General features: G+C 43.0%; 23 protein-coding genes. 9 read left to right on the top strand and 14 right to left on the bottom strand.

Annotation, left to right across the window (positions count from 1 at the left end; translation table 11 throughout):
* Positions 1-227: 227 nt before the first annotated feature.
* Positions 228-404, bottom strand: coding sequence for a hypothetical protein (locus SOI84_RS09385; RefSeq protein WP_320674262.1), 177 nt, complete (start codon positions 402-404; stop codon positions 228-230).
* A 130-nt stretch (positions 405-534) separates the two neighbouring features.
* On the opposite strand from SOI84_RS09385, the gene groL reads away from it, so the two are divergent.
* Complete coding sequence (gene groL, locus SOI84_RS09380) at positions 535-2,256, top strand: chaperonin GroEL (RefSeq protein ID WP_320674261.1); 1,722 nt, start codon at positions 535-537, stop codon at positions 2,254-2,256.
* A gap of 178 nt (positions 2,257-2,434) precedes the next feature.
* Here groL and SOI84_RS09375 read toward each other — a convergent pair whose 3' ends face one another.
* The 5 genes from SOI84_RS09375 to SOI84_RS09355 all read right to left on the bottom strand — a co-directional run bounded on the left by SOI84_RS09375 (position 2,435) and on the right by SOI84_RS09355 (position 6,991).
* A complete protein-coding gene (locus SOI84_RS09375; RefSeq protein WP_320674260.1) occupies positions 2,435-3,034 on the bottom strand; it encodes a hypothetical protein in 600 nt (199 codons plus the stop codon).
* 8 nt (positions 3,035-3,042) lie between these two features.
* Positions 3,043-3,897, bottom strand: a complete 855-nt coding sequence (locus SOI84_RS09370; protein WP_320674259.1) for an ABC transporter permease — start codon at positions 3,895-3,897, stop codon at positions 3,043-3,045.
* Positions 3,898-3,972: 75 nt separating this feature from the next.
* A complete protein-coding gene (locus SOI84_RS09365; protein ID WP_320674258.1) occupies positions 3,973-4,986 on the bottom strand; it encodes an ABC transporter ATP-binding protein in 1,014 nt (337 codons plus the stop codon).
* An 87-nt stretch (positions 4,987-5,073) separates the two neighbouring features.
* Complete coding sequence (locus tag SOI84_RS09360; RefSeq protein ID WP_320675450.1) at positions 5,074-6,075, bottom strand: heme o synthase; 1,002 nt, start codon at positions 6,073-6,075, stop codon at positions 5,074-5,076.
* A complete protein-coding gene (locus SOI84_RS09355; protein ID WP_320674257.1) occupies positions 6,068-6,991 on the bottom strand; it encodes a COX15/CtaA family protein in 924 nt (307 codons plus the stop codon). The genes SOI84_RS09360 and SOI84_RS09355 overlap by 8 nt, the downstream gene beginning before the upstream one ends.
* A 267-nt stretch (positions 6,992-7,258) precedes the next feature.
* Between SOI84_RS09355 and SOI84_RS09350 the strand changes: the two genes are divergently transcribed.
* From SOI84_RS09350 to SOI84_RS09335, 4 genes are all read left to right on the top strand, one after another.
* The gene (locus SOI84_RS09350; protein ID WP_320674256.1) at positions 7,259-8,083 is read left to right on the top strand and encodes a cytochrome c oxidase subunit II; all 825 of its coding nucleotides are present in this window, start codon (positions 7,259-7,261) and stop codon (positions 8,081-8,083) included.
* A complete protein-coding gene (gene ctaD / locus SOI84_RS09345; RefSeq protein WP_320674255.1) occupies positions 8,080-9,750 on the top strand; it encodes a cytochrome c oxidase subunit I in 1,671 nt (556 codons plus the stop codon). Before SOI84_RS09350 ends, ctaD begins: the two co-directional genes overlap by 4 nt.
* Positions 9,747-10,349, top strand: coding sequence for a cytochrome c oxidase subunit 3 (locus SOI84_RS09340; protein ID WP_320674254.1), 603 nt, complete (start codon positions 9,747-9,749; stop codon positions 10,347-10,349). The genes ctaD and SOI84_RS09340 overlap by 4 nt, the downstream gene beginning before the upstream one ends.
* Positions 10,350-10,445: 96 nt before the next feature.
* The gene (locus SOI84_RS09335) at positions 10,446-10,805 is read left to right on the top strand and encodes an AbrB family transcriptional regulator (protein ID WP_320674253.1); all 360 of its coding nucleotides are present in this window, start codon (positions 10,446-10,448) and stop codon (positions 10,803-10,805) included.
* Positions 10,806-10,902: 97 nt separating this feature from the next.
* Here the strand turns inward: SOI84_RS09335 and SOI84_RS09330 are convergent, their stop codons facing one another.
* Complete coding sequence (locus SOI84_RS09330; protein WP_320674252.1) at positions 10,903-11,568, bottom strand: riboflavin synthase; 666 nt, start codon at positions 11,566-11,568, stop codon at positions 10,903-10,905.
* A gap of 60 nt (positions 11,569-11,628) precedes the next feature.
* Here SOI84_RS09330 and SOI84_RS09325 point away from each other — a divergent pair, with 60 nt between their 5' ends.
* Both SOI84_RS09325 and SOI84_RS09320 read left to right on the top strand, forming a co-directional pair.
* Complete coding sequence (locus SOI84_RS09325) at positions 11,629-12,207, top strand: bifunctional nuclease family protein (protein WP_320674251.1); 579 nt, start codon at positions 11,629-11,631, stop codon at positions 12,205-12,207.
* Entirely contained in the window at positions 12,204-13,343 is a 1,140-nt protein-coding gene (locus tag SOI84_RS09320; RefSeq protein WP_320674250.1) for an aldo/keto reductase, read from the top strand. Before SOI84_RS09325 ends, SOI84_RS09320 begins: the two co-directional genes overlap by 4 nt.
* Here SOI84_RS09320 and SOI84_RS09315 read toward each other — a convergent pair.
* From SOI84_RS09315 to topA, 5 genes are all read right to left on the bottom strand, one after another.
* The gene (locus SOI84_RS09315; protein WP_320674249.1) at positions 13,332-14,339 is read right to left on the bottom strand and encodes an ABC transporter substrate-binding protein; all 1,008 of its coding nucleotides are present in this window, start codon (positions 14,337-14,339) and stop codon (positions 13,332-13,334) included. The genes SOI84_RS09320 and SOI84_RS09315 overlap by 12 nt on opposite strands.
* A 28-nt stretch (positions 14,340-14,367) precedes the next feature.
* Positions 14,368-15,543, bottom strand: coding sequence for a nicotinate-nucleotide--dimethylbenzimidazole phosphoribosyltransferase (locus SOI84_RS09310; RefSeq protein WP_320674248.1), 1,176 nt, complete (start codon positions 15,541-15,543; stop codon positions 14,368-14,370).
* Between the two features lie 4 nt (positions 15,544-15,547).
* The gene (locus SOI84_RS09305) at positions 15,548-16,156 is read right to left on the bottom strand and encodes a DUF2232 domain-containing protein (RefSeq protein WP_414153637.1); all 609 of its coding nucleotides are present in this window, start codon (positions 16,154-16,156) and stop codon (positions 15,548-15,550) included.
* 77 nt (positions 16,157-16,233) lie between these two features.
* Complete coding sequence (locus SOI84_RS09300) at positions 16,234-16,602, bottom strand: hypothetical protein (RefSeq protein ID WP_320674246.1); 369 nt, start codon at positions 16,600-16,602, stop codon at positions 16,234-16,236.
* Between the two features lie 113 nt (positions 16,603-16,715).
* Positions 16,716-19,478, bottom strand: a complete 2,763-nt coding sequence (gene topA / locus SOI84_RS09295) for a type I DNA topoisomerase (protein ID WP_320674245.1) — start codon at positions 19,476-19,478, stop codon at positions 16,716-16,718.
* A gap of 129 nt (positions 19,479-19,607) precedes the next feature.
* Between topA and SOI84_RS09290 the strand changes: the two genes are divergently transcribed.
* Together SOI84_RS09290 and SOI84_RS09285 are read left to right on the top strand one after the other, a co-directional pair.
* Positions 19,608-21,179 (top strand): NAD(P)H-quinone oxidoreductase subunit N, encoded by a 1,572-nt coding sequence (locus tag SOI84_RS09290; RefSeq protein WP_320674244.1) that lies wholly within the window; start codon positions 19,608-19,610, stop codon positions 21,177-21,179.
* Positions 21,172-21,864, top strand: a complete 693-nt coding sequence (locus SOI84_RS09285; protein WP_320674243.1) for an ABC transporter ATP-binding protein — start codon at positions 21,172-21,174, stop codon at positions 21,862-21,864. Before SOI84_RS09290 ends, SOI84_RS09285 begins: the two co-directional genes overlap by 8 nt.
* A 28-nt stretch (positions 21,865-21,892) precedes the next feature.
* Here the strand turns inward: SOI84_RS09285 and SOI84_RS09280 are convergent, their stop codons facing one another.
* Both SOI84_RS09280 and SOI84_RS09275 read right to left on the bottom strand, forming a co-directional pair.
* Positions 21,893-22,651, bottom strand: coding sequence for a biotin--[acetyl-CoA-carboxylase] ligase (locus SOI84_RS09280; protein ID WP_320674242.1), 759 nt, complete (start codon positions 22,649-22,651; stop codon positions 21,893-21,895).
* Positions 22,641-23,837: an aminotransferase class I/II-fold pyridoxal phosphate-dependent enzyme gene (locus SOI84_RS09275; protein WP_320674241.1), complete on the bottom strand. Its 1,197-nt coding sequence runs from the start codon at positions 23,835-23,837 to the stop codon at positions 22,641-22,643. The genes SOI84_RS09280 and SOI84_RS09275 overlap by 11 nt, the downstream gene beginning before the upstream one ends.
* Positions 23,838-23,850: the final 13 nt, after the last annotated feature.

The following is a 23,850-nucleotide window of genomic DNA, read 5'->3' as shown; positions in this document are numbered from 1 at the left end:
TAATCAAAATGTTCTTATGAAGTCATAAATTAAGAATGCAAATAATCAAATTCAGGAGACAAATGAGTCAAACCAGGAGTAGATTTATCATAGCTAATTATGATGTTAATATTTCTTCTATCTGGAGATAAACCAAGAATTTTTACAAGTTTACCCTTGATGCTCTATAAATATATGAAGTAAAGAATAACAAATTATATCCAAAAAAAAGAAGCTCCAAATCTCCATCAAGGATCCAAAGGCTGGCCAAGTTCATCGCGCAACCTTCTTATTCTTTGAAGAAGTTTTAATCTTCTACTTCTTGCTGTCGCAGTAAGAAAAAAGCGCAGTGGAACATAAACCAAGGTCATAGTGGCCGCCAAGCCTGTCATTAAAATAAAAAACAGCACACCTGAGTCATTCATAGCTCGACCATAACCACCAATTCCAAAGCACGCCAAATTTAAAAGTAAATAATTCGGCTTTCCCCACTTATAACCCCCTCCCCTTGAATCAACTTGCTGTGGGAAATTGTGCGGGGATCATATGTGGACCATGACAAAACTCCTAAGCTTTTCAGACGAATCTCGCAGCGCCCTAGAAAAAGGTGTCAACTCCCTGGCCAATGCTGTAAGAGTAACGATTGGTCCAAGGGGAAGAAATGTAGTACTAGAAAAAAAATTCGGAGCTCCTGACATCGTCAACGATGGAGTCACCATTGCAAAAGAAATAGAGCTTGAAGATCCATTTGAAAACATTGGCGCAAAGCTGATCGAACAAGTTGCTTCTAAAACAAAAGAAAAAGCTGGAGATGGAACCACAACTGCAACAGTTTTAGCTCAAGCCATGGTTCATGAAGGTCTTAGAAATACAGCAGCTGGCGCAAGTCCTATTGAGCTAAGAAGAGGAATGGAGAAGGCAGCCAAATTTGCTGTGGAAGAATTATCTAAGCTCAGCAAAACCGTAGGCAGTGGTGAAGCAATTGGACAAGTCGCGACTGTCAGTGCAGGAGGAGACGAGGAAATAGGGCAAATAGTTGCGGATGCAATGGAAAAAGTAAGCGTTGATGGAGTAATCACCGTTGAAGAATCAAAATCCCTTGCCACAGAGCTTGAGATCACAGAAGGGATGGCCTTTGACCGAGGCTATAGCTCCCCATACTTCGTTACAGATGGGGAACGTCAGATATGCGAGTTCGAAAATGCTTTGCTATTAATTACAGATAAAAAGATCAGCGCTATCTCTGATTTAGTACCTGTACTAGAAGCTGTTCAAAAGGAATCAACACCACTAGTAATCTTGGCAGAAGAAGTTGAGGGGGAAGCATTAGCAACCCTTGTAGTAAATAAAAATCGTGGAGTTCTAAAGGTTGCAGCTGTCAGGGCTCCATCATTTGGCGAAAGGCGTAAAGCAGCTTTGTCAGATATTGCTGTCCTAACTGGTGGGACATTAATCAGTGAAGACAGAGCAATGAGTCTTGAGAAAGTCTCACTATCTGACCTTGGTAAAGCAAGAAAAATAACTATCAGAAAAGATAAAACTACGATTGTAACAAACAACGAAAATATCAAATCTGTAAAAGAACGCGTGGAATCAATTAAACGGGAACTTGAATCAACAGACTCAGAATATGACAGAGAAAAACTAAGTGAAAGAATAGCCAAATTAGCTGGTGGAGTTGCTGTGATTAAAGTTGGTGCACCAACAGAAACAGAACTCAAAAATCGCAAGCTAAGGATTGAGGATGCGCTAAATGCAACTCGTGCAGCCGTTGAAGAAGGAATCGTTCCAGGAGGAGGGACAACACTTCTTCAAATAAGCCAAAAGCTTAATGATCTAAGAAAGAAGTTAATTGGTGATGAGCGAACTGGCGTGGAAATAGTTCAAAGAGCTCTTAATGCACCTGTCAGGCAAATAGCAATTAACTCTGGAGAGAATGGTGACGTTGTTGTTTCTGAAATAAAAAGACTTGGGAAAGGGTTTAATGCACTAAATGGATCCTATGAAGACCTTCTAAAGGCTGGCATCATTGACGCATCAAAAGTAATTCGTCTGGCGCTTCAAGATGCAATATCTATAGCCTCATTATTAATTACAACAGAAGTGGTAATTGCTGACAAGCCAGAACCTCCCGCGCCTGCCGGTCCAGAAGGTGGTGCAGATCCTATGGGTGGAATGGGTGGAATGGGTGGAATGGGAATGCCTGGAATGGGTGGAATGGGTGGAATGGGTGGAATGGGTGGAATGGGTGGAATGGGAATGCCTGGAATGATGTAACAAATTCAAAGGCAAATAACCATATCTAGATAGACGGAAATATTAATTTGAATCGATTCAAATACACATTTACATTTTCAACTTAAGGTTTAACAATCCCCTTCTAATTTTTTCATAAAAAGATTGAGCTTTTAAAGTAGACTTAAGATATTTAGGCTACATAATTTTTCTTCTAGTTTCAAGAAGCTCTAGGGAGTTGACCCTCTAGGTCTGGCACCCATCGACTTAATCTATTACCCCTCCGAGGCGGTGGTGGGGCGCTGATATAGCCATTAAGATCATCTCTACTGGAAGTTTCAATGGTTTCAATGGTTTCAATGGTTTTACTTTTCTTAGCTTTAAAAGTATTATTAACCTCCTCCAGACATCCATTCAAAGCGGTCTTTAGACGTCTAAAAGGGCTTGGAGAAAAGTTTTCCGAGAAAGATAAATCATTACTGATTTCAGAAATAGGTTCTTTATATTCCTGAGTTAAACCTGTTGGAATTAAGTCCTGAGGTTTCTTTTCATTTAATTTTGAAGCTGTTATCTCAAGATCATCCAAAATCTCTTCTGAATGTGAGTCCTGTAATTCATTCAACTTAGGAAGTGTGCTTACTTCTGAATATGAGTCCTGTAATTCATTCAACTTAGGAAGTGTGCTTACTCCATAACGATGAGCCCACTTGCCTAGCAAAAGTTCTAAAACCCTATCTTCCTTCTTCTCTGATGCCTCCAACATCTGACACAAAAGAGCCGCTTGGCGAGGTTCAGAGCAATTTGAGAAAAGTTCAGTCACTGAATAGCTTAGGAGAGTTTACGGTTCAACATTGGGCGGATCAAAAAGAAGAGTCCCAAGGAAAGAGCCATCAGCACACTCAAACACCCATAACCGTTCACAGCACCATAAGGAGCATTAATTAGAACAGTATTTAGATCAAGAGGGCCACCATAAGCAGCACGGATGGGTTCTATTGCAAAGGTAAGCGGATTAAGCGCTGCTAGCCAGCCCAACCATATAGGCATAAATGACAAAGGAGCTAAAGCTGTGCTAGCGAAGAGGAGAGGCAGATTAACAATAAAAATAACAGCAATCAATTCAATATGTCCCGGTAAAGCAAAAGCTAAGCCCAGGCTAAGAGCTGTAACAGAGAAAACTAGTAACAACAAAGTGAAAAGAACAATCAAAAGACCACTTTTTCCTGGCCAGCCATACCCAATGAATGAAGCAGTTCCCATAATTGCAAAACATTGAATAAGACTGATCGTTGTTATATAGATAACCGATGCGAAAACGATCGAGCTTCGACTTCTTAGAGGCGCAACCAGCAAGCGATTAAGAAATCCAAATTCACGATCAAACATCACTGGCAGGCCTGCATTCAAAGCACCACTAAACGCGGTGAAAACAATGACCCCTGCTCCTAGGAAACTTCCATAACTATCTCCTCCAGGGACAAGGCCCTCAGGGGCTTTTGAAAAAAGTGCCCCAAATAAAAGCAACCAAATCAAAGGCTGCAGAATCCCGGCAATCAAAGTTGAAGGCCGCCGCACAAGTTGGATGAAAAGACGACGAGTTAACGCAAAAGTTTCCTGGAACAGATCGAGCCATCTGCTTCTATCAGGCGCAAGAACTCTCTGTCCGGTGAATTGGCCATTCATTAGATCACTTCCAAATACAAATTTAAGAACGTACAAAAATCATAGAGAGAAAAACTTTTTCAAGCCCTAAGAACATCAACGCATCCTTTGTTTGGCTTCAAGTTTTGAATCCCTTTTGCCAGCGACTGCCAGCTCTGCGTCCATCAGAGTCCTCCCAGTTGCCTGTAAGTAAACATCATCCAAACTGGGACGGCTCTGAGCAAGCGCGAAGATCGGAAAGTTAGCGTTACATAACTGTTCGCGTAATCGAGGCAAAACCGTCTCGCCGTCTACGACAAGGTTTAGAGAAAAGCCTTGAGATCTATTAACAACCACCTGCTTAACTCCTTCAACATTTTCCAAAAGCTTTCTGACCTTATTCGATTCATTCTCATCACTAAACTCTCTAACCCTTAGCGTCACACGGTCGCCACCAAGTTCATTTTTTAGTTGATCAGGTGTTCCTTCTGCAATAACTCGACCTTTATCAATAATTGCAATGTGGTCAGCCATTATTTCTATTTCCTCAAGATAGTGACTACTTAAGAGAATTGTTACTCCTTTAGACTTTAATTCTGTTAACAATTCCCAAACAATTGTACGGCTTTCCATGTCTAAACCCACTGTCGGCTCATCTAATACCAATAACTGAGGTTGATGCAATAAACCAGCAGCCAAATCAAGCCTTCGTCTCATTCCGCCCGAATAAGTTCCGCAACGTCTATCAATCCAAGAGTCCATCTCAAGTCGCTTAATCATGGAAGCAATCATTTCCATTTTCCTCTCATGGTTCAAGTGATATAGATCTGCTTGGAACTCCAATAATTCTCGGCCGGTTAAAATCTTGTCAATAGCAACCTCCTGCGCCACATAACCCAACTGACTTCTCACAGAATCTGGATCAGTTAGTGCATTTATCCCACTTACTTGCACTCGCCCTGAGTCTGGAGCAAGCAGAGTAGTAATGATCCGAAGTGTCGAAGTTTTACCTGCTCCATTTGGTCCAAGAAGTCCATACAAAGATCCTTCTGGGACAGTCAATTCCAATCCACATAAAGCCTCAATAGACCCAAAAGATTTTTGAATTCCTTCCAATTCAATCATTTTCATAAACAATTCATCCCCTAGGTGTATCCGGTTGGAAATCTAAGCATTTGGATGAAATCATGCTGATGAGTTCTCTAAAGAAAAACCTGTTTAGACAATCTCCAAGCCAATAGAAAAATGTTTAATCAATTCCAATGACTGGTGGTGAAAGTCAACTGATAAAGGCAACCGACTCATAACTAAGATTAAACAGACCCCAAACATATAAAGAATCGACCATCTAAATAAACCTTTTGCTCGTTCGATATCATCTGGCTCCTCTCCTAGTCGAAAAACCATTTGAAGAAGACGGAAATTAAAAGGAACCATCATTAACCCATAAAAAAGTCCTCCTTCAGGTAAAGCCCAAACCCCGAAACAACTTAACAATGCAGTAGCCCAGCCATAACGATTAATTGCCCTAGCCGTAAATCCAGTTCCCTTAACTACAGGAAGCATTGGAATTCCTACCGAACGGTAATCTTCGCGAAGCAACATTGCTAAAGCCCAAAAGTGTGCCGGAGTCCAAACCATCACCAAGCCAAATAACCACCAACCACCCCATCCGATATATCCACTTGCAGCAGCTGCACCTACAAGAGGCGGAATAGCTCCTGCAACACCTCCAATAACGATATTTTTTGAAGTGCGTGGCTTCAGCCAAACTGTATATAAAAGAACATAACTACAAAGACCAAGCAAAGACAAAGATGCCGCTAAGTAATTAACACCAACACTTAATAAAACTGCTGAAATGAAAGTGCAAACAATTGCCCCAAGGAAAACAGAGGTAGAAGAGATTCGGCCCGAAGGTAAGGCTCTACCACTCGTTCGTAGCATCCTGCCGTCAAGTTCCTGTTCCCAAAGGCAATTCAATATTGCTGCTGCTGCTGCTGCTAATGCACCACCACAAAGGGTGCAAATAAATCTCGGCAAAGACAAAGGCCAACCTTCGCTCAATGCCATTCCACCAACGGTTGTAGCCAAAAGGAGAGGGATCAACCTGGGTTTAGCAACTTCTAACCAGGCGGGAAGCTTTACAAGTCGTCTTGATGGGACAACCTTCTTCCTAGAGACATCTTCTTTAAACAACTCAGGAGAAGTACTAACCATTGCAAGTCTCCAAAAAAGATGAATCACCTAGGGCTCTCACTTGTGGATACTCCTGAGGGCCCTTGAAAGCAAGGGATGACAACAACGCAACAAGTAAAGCTGCGATTAGCTGGTGGGCAACTGTCACAGATGGATTAGAAAGTTCAAGTTTTGCTGATAACACCCCAACACTGATCTGAAGGCCAACTAAACCAAGAGTCGCTGATAACCAGGGCCATTGACTACGAGGCCAACCACCTACAGCAAGAGAGCTGATCACAAATGCAAACACACATAATGCAACTGGCATCGCGACGAAACGATGCCAATGCAGCCATTCGCAAGACTGTCCATTCAAGAAACATCTTTGAGCAGCCCAAGTAGTTGCCATTCGCCCCCCCAAAAGGCACTGACAAAGAACTCCCACAAGTGATGTAACGCTCATTAAACGCCAAAACAAAGGAGGAGACTTTTGCCTCGAGCTGCTTAAGCCTTGAGAAAGAGCAGTCACTCCGACTAAAAGCAAAAGTCCACAGGCTAAATGAGCCGTAACAACTCCCGAAGGCAAAAGATCAAATACTGTCAAGGCACCTAAAGCTCCTTGAAAAATGACCAAAAAGAACAAAATTGCACATGTAGGAGGAGCCCAACTTGGCAATTCATTTCGCCTTAAGTGCGATAAAACCATTTGAATCAATAAGGCCAACCCAACAAAGAACGCGTCTAATCGATGAAACCACTCTAGAAAGACCTGGAGATTCATCTGACGGCCAGGCAGAAAAGAACCGAAGCAAAGAGGCCAGTCTGGGCATGCCAACCCAGCCTCCATAACTCTTGTGGCACCTCCTATAACGACCAGAGCCACAAGGGCTACAACAAGATGGGCTGCCAACTGAGAAAGGCGCCATCTAATCATTGGTTTTGATGAGGTGGTCATAAGGTCATCTCTGCCAAAAAGGGAAAAGCCCCTCTCAATCGAAAGTAGCGATCAAAAAAAATCCGTCACGTTCTATGGACGACTGCAACATGAGGAGAGCAACTAAATCATCTATTCCTGACAAACCGTAATTCAAACCAACCCAAAACCCCTTCTCTAGTGAGCATAAGGAGAAAATAATCCACTAATTTCATAGGGAATTAACAATCAACAGGTGCAGGTATTAAAAGATTTCCATAACCTTAACGAAGAAACAGGAGCTGATCTGTGCCGACTCCCTCGGCAATTTTTACAGTTTTAGCGGGGATAGTCCTTGTAATCGGGGGCCTCTGGCTAGGACAAAATATTGATCTACTTCCCAATAGTGCTAGCAGTAATGCTCCTATATATGACGAGCTGTTCAAAGTGCTCTTCAGCATTGGAGCAATCCTATTCATTGGGATGATGGGATTAGTGGTCTATAGCCTTATTCGTTTCCGAAGGAAGCCAGGTGAAACAGGAGACGGAATACCTCTTGAAGGCAATCTTCCTTTAGAAATTTTATGGACAGCGGTCCCTGCTGTTGTCATTCTCTTTATAGGCCTATACAGCTACGACATCTATGACCGCATGGGTGGAATGACATCTTTATCAAATCAAGGTCATGATCATTCAATAACTAAATCCAATGAGCGTATCTGGGGAGGGGTTGGGATAAGTACAAATCAGCTAGGCAATTCAAGTGAAATGAATCCATTAGCAATAGAAGTCACAGCAATGCAATTTGCGTTTTTATTTCACTATCCTGAAGGGGATATTCTTACCGGTGAGTTGCATGTTCCAACCGGAAAACCTGTCAGCCTAAAAATGGAATCTAATGATGTAATTCATGCGTTCTGGGTTCCTGAATTTCGCCTCAAACAAGATGTAATCCCAGGCCAAACTACTATTCTAAACTTTACTCCTACGAAAACTGGTAAATACCCAGTCATTTGTGCAGAGCTATGCGGCCCATACCATGGAGGTATGCGGTCAACAGTAATAGTCGAAGAGCCTGAGGCCTTCGATAGTTGGCTTACCAAAAATGCCAAACCAATTGCTTCGGAAACATGACTGTTGCGCCTCCTTCTGACATACGCAAGGCACCCGAATCCATGCAACCTAATGGATGGCTGAGATACTTCAGTTTTAGCTTGGATCACAAAGTTATCGGCCTACAATATCTTGTTTGTGGCTTTATCTTTTACTTAATTGGCGGTGCCTTAGCTAGCGCGATTCGAATAGAGCTTACAAGTCCAATCTCCGATTTTATGGCAAGGGATGTATATAACCAAGTCTTAACCCTCCATGGCACAATCATGATTTTCTTGTGGATTGTCCCTGTTGTAAATGGAGCATTTGGGAACTATTTAATACCGTTTTATGTTGGAGCGCGAGACATGGCCTTCCCACGTCTAAATGCGGTTGCATTTTGGATGATCCCTCCAGCAGGACTAATGCTTATAAGTAGTTATTTCATTACAGGTGCCGCCGAATCTGGATGGACTGCCTATCCACCTTTAAGCATTACCACTCCTGCTGCAGGGCAAATTATTTGGATTATTAGCGTTCTTTTGCTTGGGGGTAGTTCGATTTTTGGAGGGATCAACTTTATCGCGACAATTTTAAAACTGCGTCGACCTGGGCTGAAGTTAATGCAATTGCCTATGTACTGCTGGGCAATGCTTGGGACAAGTATCTTGGTCGTTCTCTCAACGCCAGTTCTAGCAGGAACACTAATTCTCCTTAGCTTCGACATAGTTGCCCATACAGGCTTTTTTAATCCTGTAATGGGTGGAAATGTAGTGGTTTATCAACATCTTTTCTGGTTTTATTCTCATCCAGCTGTCTACATAATGGTTCTTCCAGCATTTGGCTTAGTCAGTGAAATCCTTCCTGTTCATTGCAGGAAACCTCTTTTCGGATACACCACAATGGTGTATTCAATCATGGCCATTGTTGTACTTGGGCTTGTGGTATGGGCACATCACATGTTTACAAGCGGTACCCCACCTTGGATGCGCCTTTTCTTTACTATTGCCACCTCTTTTATTGCAGTGCCAACAGGAATCAAATTCTTCAATTGGGTGGCAACTCTTTGGGGAGGAAGGATATCTCTGAACAGTGCGGTATTGTTTTCCTGTGGATTCATCATCAACTTTGTATTAGGAGGAATTACTGGCGTAGCACTGGCGCAAGTTCCATTCGATATTCATGTTCATGACACCTACTTTGTCGTCGCACATTTTCACTACATAGTCTACGGTGGCTCGGTATTTGTTATCTTTTCATCCATTTATCACTGGTATCCAAAATTCACAGGAAAACTTTTGAACGAACACCTAGGTAGATTTCATTTCCTAATAACTTTTATTGGCTTCAACTTATGTTTTGCACCTCAGCATTGGCTAGGCCTTAATGGAATGCCTCGCAGGGTCGCTGAATACGATCCTCAATTCACCTTTGTGAACCAACTAAGCAGTGTAGGGGCATTATTAATGGCAATCAGTACCATTCCTTTCATATGGAATGTGATTCAAAGCAGTTTCAAAGGGGAGCCTGCAGGAGACAATCCATGGGGAGGCCTAACGCCTGAATGGTTAACCAGCTCACCTCCTCCTGTCGAAAATTGGAATGGGCCTGCACCTCTGGTAAAAGAGCCGTATGGATATGGTGCAATAAAAAAAACAAGCATTCTAGAAACAACTGAAGACAATCAACCGCCGGAGAAAATCCAATGACGACAATAAGCACTGCCAAGCAAGCATCGGAAACACAACTGGAAGAGTCGCATAGCCATGAAGATTTTAGATTATTTGGCTTAGCAACTTTCCTAATAGCGGATGGCATGACCTTCGCAGGTTTTTTTGCCGCCTACCTAACCTTTAAAGCTGTAAACCCTTTACCTGAAGGAGCCATATATGAAGTCGAATTAGCATTACCCACCTTGAACACAGTCTTACTTCTGGTGAGCAGTGCAACATTTCATCGTGCAGGTAAAGCCCTTAAAGGAAATCAAGCAGCGCTTTGCCAACGGTGGTTATTAATAACAGCCGGTCTTGGTATTGCTTTTCTTATCAGTCAAATGGTTGAGTACTTCTCTTTACCTTTTGGCTTAACTGACAATCTTTACGCTAGTACTTTCTATGCCCTTACAGGATTTCATGGACTTCATGTAACCCTTGGAGCCCTAATGATTCTTATCGTTTGGTGGCAAAGTCGCTCTCCAGGAGGACGAATTACAAGTCGTGAGCCCTTTTCTTTAGAGGCAGCTGAGCTGTACTGGCACTTTGTTGATGGTATTTGGATAGTGCTTTTCATCATCCTATATCTCCTTTAAAAAGCAACATTAATCACCCCTTCAGAACAAAGTTCCTTCAATCACTTGCCAACTTTGATAATACAGTCAGAATTAGTCTCAATCTAATGCTGACACATGCTGGTAGGCAAAGAGCTACTAGACAAAGCCCGATCTCTCAGCAATCGTCCTGAGGATGAAATCGCTAGGGGATGTGGTTATGTCGGCCCAAGTGGCCGTGTACTTCGCAAGAGCTTCTATAGAGCACTTGTGGAAGCAAAAGGCTACAAGCCCCCATCAAGCGGGAAGGGCAGAGCCTCAAGAGGACGGCAAGCCGAATTCAAAACCCGTGTACATGGCAATGGGAACCTATTAATTGGGCATGCCTATACCCGAAAGCTAGGTCTTGAGCCTGGGCAAGAGTTCAAAATAGAACTCCACAAAGAATCTAAGGTCATTGGCTTACAGCCTTTAAAGGGAAAATCCAAACAGGAATAATTTTCGCTCTAATTAAGAGCTTTAGCTAAATCATCACATGCTTAAATACCTCATCTACTTGGCAATTACTTTGTTGAGCAGATGAGGTATTTAAGCATTAATACCAACCGTTCTCACTCAACCAATCTTTAGAAACTTTATTTAAGATATTGTTTTTCTCAATCTCCTTTTTACTTGCTACTTGCCAAAATCTCTCGGAATATTTAGCTAGTAAATCCACTTCCAAGTTAACTTCAGAACCAACCACTAAATTCTGCAATGTAGTGCCATCCCAAGTGTGAGGGATGACAGCCATCCAGAATTGACTTCCATTTTCAACACAACCTGCAACCGTAAGACTGACGCCATCTAAAGCAATACTTCCCTTTTCACAAAGATATTTTCCAAAAGTCTTATCCGCCCAACGCACCTCAAGTCTACGTGAATTTTGAAGTTCTTCCAAAGCCACAACTATTCCCAACCCATCAATGTGGCCGCTTACTAAGTGGCCACCTAAGCGATCAGAAAATCTTAAAGCAGGTTCAAGGTTCACAAAACTTCCTTTTTCCGCCTTACGTCCTAAAGAGGTACGGGAAAGTGTCTCTTCACTAACAATTGCAAAAAAACCATCCTCCCCTGACACTTCCGCAACAGTTAAACAAATCCCATCAACAGAAATACTTTCCCCAATAGTAAGTGGTGAAAAACGAGCGCAACCCTCTACTAAGACACCTCCACGGCGACGTTGCACCCTACCTACCGACTGAATTAAACCAGTAAACATTTTTCAGCTCGAAAAGTATTTCATAGCCATAATCAAAGCAAGCATGCAGGAGGGCGCAACGTGGTCGAGATGAGCGTGGCAGGACTCGCACTCGACGCATCCAGTCGCAGCCCAATAGTGCTGCTTAGGGATCCTTCTGGTCAAAGACAGGTCCCAATCTGGATTGATCATGCACAGGCTCATAACATCATGGTTGGGTTTCAAGATAGAAGTCCCGAAAGGCCATTAAGCCATGACCTAATGATGGCATTACTGCAGGCAGGCAAGCTCAATCTGGAGAAAGTAATCATTCATTCCATTGAAGCAAGATCTTTTCAAGCCGTGCTGAAACTTAGTTTTCTTGAAGAACAAAAAATCTCTTTAGGGAATTCTAAAAACGTTATTGAAATAGATGCTCGTCCAAGTGATGCAATTGCCCTAGCAATCAGGGCTAAATGTGGGATCTGGATGCTCGAAAATGTTGTTGCAGAAGCCTCTATACCAGTTGATGCAATTGCTGACGAAGAAGACCAGGAACAATTCCGACAATTTATTGATGAATTAAGTCCTGCTGATCTGATTCGTCATTTAGAGGAAAAACAAGCCAACGAAAAAGACTCTTTCGAGCCACCTGAGCAAACTTCAGAAACTGACGAATGAAAGAAGCGATGCGTCGCCCCCTTGGAAGCAATAGCTTGGTAAGCCTCTTTACCCTTGGCTCGATGAGGGCAGCAAGTTCTCAAGAGGCAATGTATTCGGTCGTCAAGGAAGCATTTCAAGCAGGCATTAATCACCTTGAGACCGCTCCTACATATGGTCCTGCAGAAAGTTTTCTTGGATCTTCTATTAAGCGTCTTGAACAAGAAGGGATGAAACCTGAAGGAGGGTGGGTTATAACAAGCAAAATCCTTCCTGGTGCTGAAATTAAAGAAGGCCAAAGGCAAATAAAAAAAATTCTTGCAAGGCTGGGGAAATCAAAAATAGACAATCTGGCTGTACATGGGCTAAACCTTCAAGAGCATTTGAATTGGGCCATAAATGGTGATGGTGCTGAATTATTCAAATGGGCTAAACAAGAGAACATGGTTAATCAAATTGGGTTTTCTTCTCATGGAAAGACTTCACTTATAAAGGAAGCACTCTCTAGTCATTTCTTTCAATTCTGCAGTCTTCATCTACACCTCTTTGACCAAGAAAGACTCCCAATAGCCCGTGAAGCCTTGAGAGAGGGGATAGGGGTGATGGCTATATCGCCAGCAGACAAAGGTGGTCGCTTATATGAGCCCAGTCAAACCCTTCTAAATGATTGTGAACCCTTTCACCCCCTGGAACTGGCTTATCGATTCCTTTTAGCAGAAGGGATAACTACTCTGACTGTTGGAGCAAGTAAACCTAGCGACCTTAATCTTGTAAAAAGACTGATCAATTCAGCCAACCCACTCAATCCCCTTGAAAATGAAGTTATTGAGAGATTGAAAAGCAAAGCAGAGAAAAGGCTTGGGGAAAATCTCTGCAAGCAATGTAAAAAATGCCTCCCCTGCCCTAACAATGTGCCAATACCAGAGCTATTAAGGCTTCACAATCTTGCTGTTGGATATGAGCTTGTGACTTTTGCGAAAGAAAGATACAACCTAATTGGCAGAGCTGGTCACTGGTGGGAGCAACTTAATAGTACAGCTTGTAAAAAATGTGGGGATTGCCTACCTCGTTGCCCAGAGCATCTATCAATTCCTGATCTTCTTGAAGAAACACACAAACAATTAGTTGACTCCCCTAAAAGAAGATTATGGGGTTGACTCATACCACTTTGAACGTAAATCTTCTTTCTTCTGATTAGTTAATGGTGGCAAGGACCAACAACGTGACCAAACATCTGCTGAAGGGAAAATTAAAGGTTTAAACCTCGAAGGGACTCTTTTAATTTGCTCAAGTCTTTCTGAAATAGGAATAGCGGGGATCCAACCCTCTGCCATTATTCTCCCAATCAATGGTGGAGACCAAGCCTTCTCAATCCAAGAAACAGGTAAAGGCTGCCGGGTCTTTAAAGGTCTGACAAGCAAAGTCCAGTGCAATGGAACACCATCCTTTGGGAAGGCAATACTTAAACGTGGATCCATTCGAACGCTAGTTAAACATTGGTGCAAAGGAACAACCGCGACTCGTGCATCTCCGTTTGAAAGCCAATTCAGAGCATTCTTGTCATCAAAGGTCAATGCTTGGGCTTTTAATTGTCTTAATGAGTCATAGGACTTAAGTCTCTCCGATATAGATATCAACAAACGTGGGCTTCTCGGGAGAACCACAAGTCCTTTAAGTGCTGGATCTAATAATGCATCCCAACTATTATTTGCCTCCTGTAAAAAGTTTTCACCATTTCTAAAAAGCATTACCCAAGGAGTAAACCCTATAGGCAAAACATAAGAAGCAAACCCTCCTTTTAAGCTCTTAAGGAAACTCCAAGCCTGTTCACCTAATCTTTTATCAAGCCCGGTAGATCTAATTGGGCTTAATGTCTTTTCCGCAAGAACTTCTAACCAACCATCACTGAGGGCTAATAAATCTATCCTTGATCTAAATGCATTACCAAAAGGGTCTTGATTTTTTGATATTTCTAATGGCTTATATTGCCAATCAGAAGGCAATGACCTGATCCACTTTTTAGGCAATATTTCTGGTGCTCCTCTTAAAACAGCTCTTAAATCAGTGCCAGTGCAACCAGCTAAACCAGTAATTCCTGCACTTAATCCAAGCTGTAAGAATCTTCTTCTCCCAATCGAATCAAAATGCATCATTCAAAACTAATGCGGCAAGGTATTTTTCTTAGTGATCGGACCTATGAAGATCAGATAAAGCCTGGTCACATAATCGAACCAGTTCAAGTCGAGGAGCTCCATAAAGTTGAGCTAGAAAAGTCAAGACTCCTGCACCAACACCTTCCTTAACGTATCCACTTTCATAATCCCTAAGTGATTGATGAATACTCAGATCAAAGTGTAAGCCTGCTGCCAAGCCTAATAGCTTGACAGAGAAGTGATTAGAAACCCGATTCATTAAGCCTTCTAATCCAAAAGTATCTTGAGCGCCATCTAAAGCCTCCTCCAGAAGCCAGGCTGTCGTCCCAAGTGCAACCAAATCTATCAATCTTGATTGCAACTTAGAGGATAACGAGGCCAATGCCAAAGACAGAACAGCAATCATTTGACTCCCTCCTCCTAAAAAGACTGGTTGGCAGGATTCAACCGCACCCAACAAAATACCAACAGAAACTGCTTGAAATGGATCTCCAACAGCCGCCATTACCGCTTCAGGAGAGCTAAAAGTAGTTATCTCTGCAGCTTTTAGGCCAAGAGAAACCACTCTTTTTTTGATCTCTATAGGTGGCGTAATCAAGCTACTACTTATCAAATCACCAACATCAATTCCTAAACCTGTTAAAACAGCCTGAGCGGTAGTTGTTCCACCAGGCACACACTCACAAAGGACAAGCGGCCCCTTTAGCTTTTTGCCAATTGCCTTGCCCTTTTTTATAAGTGCACTAACGCGGAGCTTTCCCATCGACTTACCAGTAGTAAGACAAGCAGCTGGACCCAAATAGGGGGGCTCAATACGAAGATGTGGAAAAGGTGGGATTTGAGACAACCCCACTACCAACGCCATCGGCTCTACTTCAAGCCATCTAACAGCTACATGACTAATTAAAGCTGGCGACACTCCTGCAGCCAGAGGCGGCAAAGGCCAAAACCGATTCTGATTAGGACCAAAAAGAAGCAACTCTCCGTCGGCAACCGCTGTATATCTCCTCGCTTCAGGCGTTGATCCAGCAGCTGATATGCCATCTACCTCTGCAGTTCGTGTGCCCCCTAAAACCAATAAAACCGAAAGGCTACCTCGACTCGAGAGCCATAGTTTCAGCCACTTTTGAACATTCCCAGATGATGCCCCGGGGCCAAAAGCCTTGCATCCTTTTGGCAAAAGTCCATCAGTAAGGCTATCCACCTATTTAAAGCGGGTCTAAGGCGACCAAGCCATAAAGCAAAAGCGGAGGTTCAGGAATAGGAGCTTTCAAACGGGGAAAAATCCAGAATGCCAAAGCATGAAGCACAAGAACATAAATAACCTCCTGAAGCACAACCAAGGCAATTGCCATTATTTGCACTTGAGCCAACTCAGGGGAGAAGGGAAGATTAAGCAGTTCAAAAAGTCGATCTAAGAGGCCTGCTGATGCACGTGTAATTACTACCCACAAGTTCTCCCCTAACAAGACTGACAGGACAAAAACTCTTACCAGAAAACCTATTGAGCCAATGAAAACCCCGAAGACCCAACTCACCCACCAACTGAGCCTGCGATACCAACAAAAGCCCAACCAAAAAGACAAAAACCCGTAAGGGAAAAGTACTAAAGGGCCTCTCACTGGACCCATGAGAGCAACCAAAAGCAAAACCGCAAGAATTAAGCCTTCAAAACCAGCACGCAACCCTCTCCTCACCTGAAGTAATGCCAAAGGTAATGGTAAAGCCAATCGAAAAACAGCACCCCCAATCGGCAAATAATAAAGAGCAATCCAGATCAAAGCAAAAGCTGCAGAAAGATAAGAGGATTCCATCATTTGCAGAGCATTACGCCGACTAAGATTCTTTCTCACTGATGATTTCCGCTTCAAAGAAAATAAAACCCTTAAATTAATCAACGTTTGCCACCTGTTCGAGTGGGCTTTCTCTCCCTCAAGGCCTTTTCAAACTGAAGTCGTTCAATCATTTCCACTTCAAAACTAACTCCAGCATTTCTCAGCGCCTTCGTAACAGCTTCTGCAGGGGCTGACGGATCTGCTTTTGAAAGCTTGATAGTGATCCGATAAGGATGTGGAGATAAAGGAACAGATTGAACAATCTTTTTTGTTTCTTTACGAGGCAAATTCCTTAGAGCTGGCAAAGGAGTTTTTTCCTCAACAAGAGGTTTAGAGATATTAACTGGGATCTGTATTTTAGGTTCCAAAATACTTGATGATTTTTCTAAAGAAGTTTCATCGGAAGGAATATCGAAACTAGTTGCCAACTTCTGTCCAAAGCGACTTTGAGAGCATCCCTGAACAAACAAAAATATTACTGAAAAGCATAAAAGCCTCTTCGAAGAAAATCTCCTTCGCATTAAGAAAGAGTGTTTGGGCATCAGGTATTACCAGGTGTTATGACTCTCACAGAACTCGCTCTCAATCGACCTGTCTTCGTTAAAGCTGGCTTCTTCACTGCTGGCTTCTTCGCTGCTGGCTTCTTCGCTGCTGGCTTCTTCGCTGCTGGCTTCTTCGCTGCTGGCTTCTTCGCTGCTGGCTTCTTCGCTGCTGGCTTCTTCGCTTTTTTCGGAGCCCCACGTCCCTTCTTGTTAGCCATCTTTGCTGTAATTAAATCAACTGCCTCCGACAAAGTGATTTCATCGGCCTTCTTCCCTTCAGGCAAAGAAGCATTTACTTTCCCCTGCTTGACATAAAGGCCATAAGGACCGTCATAAACCTGAATGTTATCTGTCTCGCCTTCTGGAATTCCAAGATCTTTCAAAGCTGTCCTTCCCCCCCTACCACGCTTTGGCATTGCTAACAATTCAATTGCACGATCAAAACTCACACTCAATACATCATCATCTGCTTTTAATGATCGATAGTCAGGTTTTTCACCCTTACCTTTATTCCACACAACATATGGTCCAAATCTGCCCTGGCCGGCTTGTACTTTCCCCCCATCAGGATGCTCCCCAAGTAATCGCGGAAGACGTAACAATCCAATAGCTTCTTCAAGCGTTAAGTTTTCAGGAGCAAGCCCTTTAGGAAGAGAAGACTTTTTGGGTTTTGGATTATCATTGCTAACCTGACCTCTTTGCACATAAGGGCCATACTGACCAAAAAGCAAAAACACTTTCTCACCACTATCAGGGTCTGTACCTAAAGATTCAGGGCCATCAGCCTTCTGCTTAATAATCAATTCAACCTTTTCGGAATCCAAATCAGCAGGCGACGTCTCTTGGGGAATATTTGCCTTAATTAATTCCTCCTCTCCTTCATCATTTGTACGCTTCGACTCTAAATAAGCTCCATACCTGCCAATACGAACAACGCATGGGAGACCCTCTAGATTAATTGTACGAGAAACAGCCGAATCAATATCTCCTTCCCTTTGGGTAACCTGACTTTCTAATCCTTTATCTCCTTTATAAAAACCCTCCAAATAAGGCAACCATTCCACTTTTCCGGTTGAGATCTCATCTAGAGTTAATTCCATCTTTGCAGTAAAATTAGTATCTACCAAGTCAGGGAAGTGCTCTTCTAAAAGAGAAGTCACCGCGAAAGCTGTAAAACTCGGAGTTAAAGAATTATTCTGTAGATTTGCATAGCCTCTATCAACAATAGTCCCAATAATACTTGCATAAGTTGAAGGCCTTCCTATCCCCTCCTTCTCAAGAGTCTTCACCAACGAAGCTTCACTAAAACGTGCGGGAGGCTGGGTCTGATGTCCAAAAGCCTCGATTTCAATAGGCTTAGGGGAGTCACCTACTACTAAATCAGGGAGAAGAACTTCTTGCCCCTCTAAAGCTGCTTCAGGATCATCACTACCTTCTACATAAGCCCTGAAGAACCCAGGGAAATCAATTCTCTTTCCAGTTGCACGAAAATTCGCCTCTCTAACTGCAATGTCAACTGACAACATTGTTAAACGAGCTTCTGCCATTTGACATGCAACAGTTCTTTTCCAAATCAATTCATAAAGGGATAAATCACGTCCCTTAAGCCCAGTTTCATTTGGCGAACGAAAGGCCTCTCCTGCCGGCCTAATTGCCTCATGAGCTTCCTGTGCATTTCTTGCTTTAGTACTAAACTGCCTTGCTGATTTACTTAAAAACTCGTCACCATATAAAGATTTAACGCAATTCCTGGCAGCATTAATTGCCTGATCAGAAAGATTAACGGAGTCAGTACGCATGTAAGTAATAAAACCACGCTCATATAGACCCTGAGCACAACGCATTGTCTCCCTCGCAGAAAGCCGAAGTTTGCGGTTGGCGTCTTGTTGCAATGTACTAGTAGTAAATGGTGGAACTGGTCTACGAATAGTGGGTTTTTCTTCAACAGAATTAACAGTCCAAGCGACATTATTTATCTCTTTAACAAGATTTTGAGCCTCTTTTTCACGCAGCAAAAGTGCAGAAACATTTTCTTTCAAGGCACCCGTAGCCTGATCAAAATCGTTACCTGAAGCAATCTTTTTTCCACCCAAATGAGTGAGCTTGGCCTCAAAAACATTGCTTGCATGTCCAAGCTTGGCTTTTAAATCCCAATAGCTTCCACTTCTAAAAGCTCTTCTTGCTCTTTCTCTTGTTACAAGCAATCTAACGGCAACGGACTGCACACGACCTGCGGAAAGTCCCCAAGCAACTTTCTTCCACAAAAGTGGCGAAAGGGTATAGCCAACTAGACGGTCAAGGATCCTCCTTGTTTCCTGCGCATGTACCAACTCCATATCCAAATCTCGTGTCTTTTGAAGAGCACTTGAAATAGCTTCTTTGGTTATTTCATGAAAAACCATCCGTTTAACTGGAATCTTTGGGTCAAGAAGCTGCAAAAGATGCCAGCTAATGCTTTCACCTTCCCGATCTTCGTCAGTCGCCAAGAGCAAGCGGTCTGCTCCTTTTAAAGCCGTTTTCAACTCCTTAACAATTTTCTTCTTGTCTTTTGGAACAACGTAAAGAGGCTGAAAATCCTTGGTTGTATCTACACCAATCTTCGCCCACTTCTCACTTTTCTTAGCTGCTGGGATCTCACTGGCGTTGTTTGGAAGATCTCTAACGTGTCCCATAGAGGCCTCAACAACAAAATCCTTAGGCAGGAAGGCTCTAATAGTCTTCGCCTTAGTAGGGCTCTCAACAATGACGAGGGTATGCACCACACTTAAAAAAGGTAACCTTCTCAATCTTTATCGCACCAGAAGTCAAACTCCGTAAATAAAGCCGTTACGAAAGGTTTGATTTTCTTGCACCGCTAAAGTTGAAGTTAATTATCCAATACTGCGCTCGACATGCCCGAAATGGGTGCATTACTTCTTTCCACCCAGGCCCTTCCAGCGCCGGCAGACCTGCTCAATCTTGGCCTCAATGCTGGCGCAGTGGCTCCTGAGGGAGTTGTTCTCATAGCCTTGCTGGGAACGCTAATAGTGGACCTTGCAGGAGAGAAAGCTGCCGCACGTTGGGCCCCGCCCATTTGTTACGTAAGCCTGACAATTGCTCTTCTTCTTCTCGTTCGGCAATGGGATATACCTCTTGAACCATCTTTTTTAGGAGCCTTCGTTGCCGATAAGCTCGCAATATCCTTTCGGGGAATAGTTGCTCTATCAACACTAATTTCGCTTCTAATTAGTTGGAGATATGCAGAGCAAAGCGGAAGCCCTGTGGGTGAATATGCAGCCATCCTCCTCGCAGCAACCCTTGGAGCGATGTTGCTATGTGGTTCAACAGATCTCGTCAGCGTTTTTGTGTCTCTAGAAACACTCTCCGTTGCGAGTTATCTTCTTTCGGGGTACATGAAAAGAGACGCTCGCAGCTCTGAAGCCGCCCTGAAATACTTACTTGTGGGCTCAGCTGCAGCTGCAGTTTTCCTTTACGGGGCCTCACTTCTCTATGGAATAAGTGGGACCACAAGCATCCAGGGGATTGGACTAGCTCTTCTAACAAGCCCCACACCTCTCTCAGCAATTGCCCTAGTTTTCGTCCTTGCCACCGTTGCATTCAAAATTGCAGCAGTCCCCTTTCACCAATGGACCCCTGACGTATACGAAGGCTCTCCTACTCCCGTCGTGGCGTTCCTGTCGGTAGGTTCTAAAGCTGCAGGGTTTGCACTAGCCCTCCGATTATTGATCGGCTGTTTTAGTGCATTTGACGAGCAATGGAAACTTCTGTTCACTGTCCTTGCTGTTCTAAGCATGACATTAGGAAATGTTGTTGCTCTAGCTCAAACATCCATGAAAAGAATGCTTGCTTACAGCTCTATCGGGCAAGCAGGCTTCGTAATGATTGGACTGGTATGTGGGACTGAAGATGGTTTTGCAGCAATGGTGTTATATATGGCCGCTTACTTATTTATGAACCTTGGTGCATTTGCATGCATAATACTTTTCTCTATTAAGACAGGTAGTGACAGAATTGCTGACTATGCAGGTCTTTATCAGAAAGATCCACTAATAACTCTTGGGCTTAGTTTGTGTTTATTGTCTCTAGGGGGGATCCCTCCAATGATTGGCTTCTTTGGCAAAATCTATCTTTTCTTTGCAGGTTGGGCCAGTCATCAATACTTACTTGTTGTAGTAGGTTTAGTTACATCAGTTATCTCCATTTACTACTACATATCTGTAATCAAGATGATGGTAGTAAAAGAACCACAGGAAGCCTCTGAAATAGTTAAATTCTACCCAACAATCAACTTGCAAATGCTTGGCATCCCTGCCCTAAGGTTTGCCTTAATTAGTTGTGTTCTTGTTACTGCAATAGGTGGAGTGTTTTCCAACCCAATTTTTCAATGGGCCAATAATGCCGTAGCAGGAACACCTCTCTTGCAAGACTCAATTGCTCTCACTAATCAACAATTCCTTGGCTAAAGAGAAAGAAAGTACCAATCCAGTAGCCTCCTTATTGGAGGTAAGCAAGATCTATGGGGATGGGAATGCAGAAGTTAAAGCATTAGACCGTTTAAATCTAACCGTTAATCATGGAGACTTTCTTGCCGTAATGGGAGCAAGCGGATCAGGCAAAAGTACTGCGATGAATATTCTAGGTTGTCTAGATCGGCCAACAACTGGCAATTACCAACTAAATGGAATCTCCATCGAAGATCTTGATGACGACTCCCTAGCAGATATACGTAATCAAAAACTTGGTTTTGTTTTTCAACAATTCCACCTTCTCCCACAACTAACTGCTCTTGAAAACGTAATCTTGCCAATGACTTATGCCGGAGTCCCTGTACAAAGGAGACAAAAGCGGGCACAAGAAGCACTGTTAAAGGTAGGTCTTTCAGAAAGGATGGACAATAGACCTAATCAGCTATCCGGTGGTCAGCAACAACGCGTTGCCATCGCCAGAGCAATTATCAATCAGCCTTCATTACTACTGGCAGACGAACCAACCGGGGCATTAGATTCAAAGACTACAGAGGATGTCCTCAATCTTTTTGAAGAGCTTCATTCTCAAGGAATAACTTTAGTTCTTGTAACCCACGAAGATGAAGTTGCTTCAAGGGCAAAGAGAATTGTTCGTTTTAAAGATGGAAAAATAATTAGCTAGTTAAACTTCCTATTAGTTGCATTTTTTCTCAACGCCTCAATACTATTTCACCTAAAGAATTCAATACTTTTAACCCCCCATCACTTGAAATGCCATTAATACGCCAAGCCTCTCCCGAGGCCCTATCTAAAAACTCTTTTGCCCAAAGTCTTTGTGCAATTTGATCACACAACCAATCGATCTGATGAGAAAAAGACATTGCTCTTTCAAAAGCAAATAGGGTTTCCACGATCCATGGATTCAATCGACTCTTACCTGGACCAATTAAACGCCTAAGTGCTACTCCTTCGAAAGGAACATTATTATAAACATTTAAGCCTAAACCTATCCGGGCAAATCGCACATCATTACCACGGTATATCAAGCCTGGTAGAATTCCGGCAAGCTTCTTTTCTCCAACAACTAAATCATTTGGCCACTTAATCTTGACCGGTAAATCATATTTTTCAATCCTTTCAACTAATGCAAAAGCCACTGCCAAGCCTAGTATTCCAGCATATTTTTTCTCATAAAACCAAGGGAAAGCAGCACTGATCCATACACCTCCCCGGGATGATTGCCATTCACGTCCATACTGGCCTTTCCCATGACGCTGCTGCAATGCTAAAACTGCACGAGGAAATCTAGAATTTTCTAAATATGGCTTTTCTTTCAGCCATCTAGAAAGAACCAACTCAGTACTTGAACACACTGATTTACAACGCAAATCCCACAAGAAATTTGAAGGAGAACTCTTCTTCAATAAGCGACTTACTGCAGCAGCTCGACCAACAGATTCAACTCTCACTTTGCCACCATAGTTTCATTCGACCGACTGCTTCCTCCAATTCATCTACGGGTCTAACAAGTGCTAGTCGTAGCCAACCCAACCCCCCTTCACCAAATCCAGAGCCTGGGGTAAGAGCAACCCCTGTCCTCTCTAGAAGCCCAGCAGCCAAATCTTCATCCTTAACCCCTCGATCTCGTGCCCATAATGGAACTGGAAGCCACAAATAAATTGCCATTGAAGGGGAGGGCAGATCCCAACCCAATTTTTTTAATGCAAGCATTGTCCTATCTCTTCGTTCCCTGTAAACCTCAATCATCTGACTAGGCCAATTAGCAGCATGCGTCAATGCCACTATTGCTCCCCGTTGGACCGCTAATGAATGGTTGAAATCAACGACCCCTTTTAAATCTCTAAGTGCCGTGATCAAAGGCTCAGCCCCGACTGCAAAAGCTATCCGGAAGCCACCCATACACCAAGCCTTAGAAAACGAAAAAAACTCTATCCCTCTTTTTCGCCATCCATCAGATCTCAGCAGAGCAGGAGCCTCTCCTTCCAGCGCAAGATCCACATAAGGATTGTCATGCGCGACTATGAAGTCATGCCTAACTCCTAAGGCCAATGCTTCATCCAACCAAATCTGTTCTCCGACACAAGCTGTTGGATTATGAGGAAAGCCTAAAACCATCATTTTCATACGCTCTAAATCACTTTTTCTCAAGGAATTAAATTCTGGTTTCCAATTGTTTTCTGGATTTAGCTTTAAGTATTGGATTTTGGCATCGGCAAGCAAAAGGCCTCCTCGATGAGACGGGTAGGAGGGGTCCATAATCAATCCCATGTCCCCTGAGTTCATTGTCGCGAGTGGTAAATGTGCGGTGCCATCTTGAGACCCCAATAAAAGTAAAACCTCCTTATCTGGATCAACTTCAACATCAAAACGACGCGCAACCCAAGAAGTGACAGCTTCCCTAAAAGGCCTTGTATCTGCATGTAAGCAATATGCAGAACTATCAGGGTTTTCTAAATTTCGAGCAATCTCGTCTAAAACACTTGAAGGGGGCAACAAATCTGTTGATCCAAGTGAAAGGTCAACCAAATTAGGCATACCTAATTTGGTCTTCGCATTACGATAAATATTTTTACGTTGATCATTTCTTGCAAATACTCCTCTCCCAAGTTTGCTAAGACGCCTGGAAGTATTCATCTAAGTAAAAGGA

Source organism: Prochlorococcus sp. MIT 1341, from assembly GCF_034092415.1.
GTDB lineage: Bacteria > Cyanobacteriota > Cyanobacteriia > PCC-6307 > Cyanobiaceae > AG-363-P08.
This window is presented reverse-complemented; position numbering and strand designations above follow the sequence as displayed.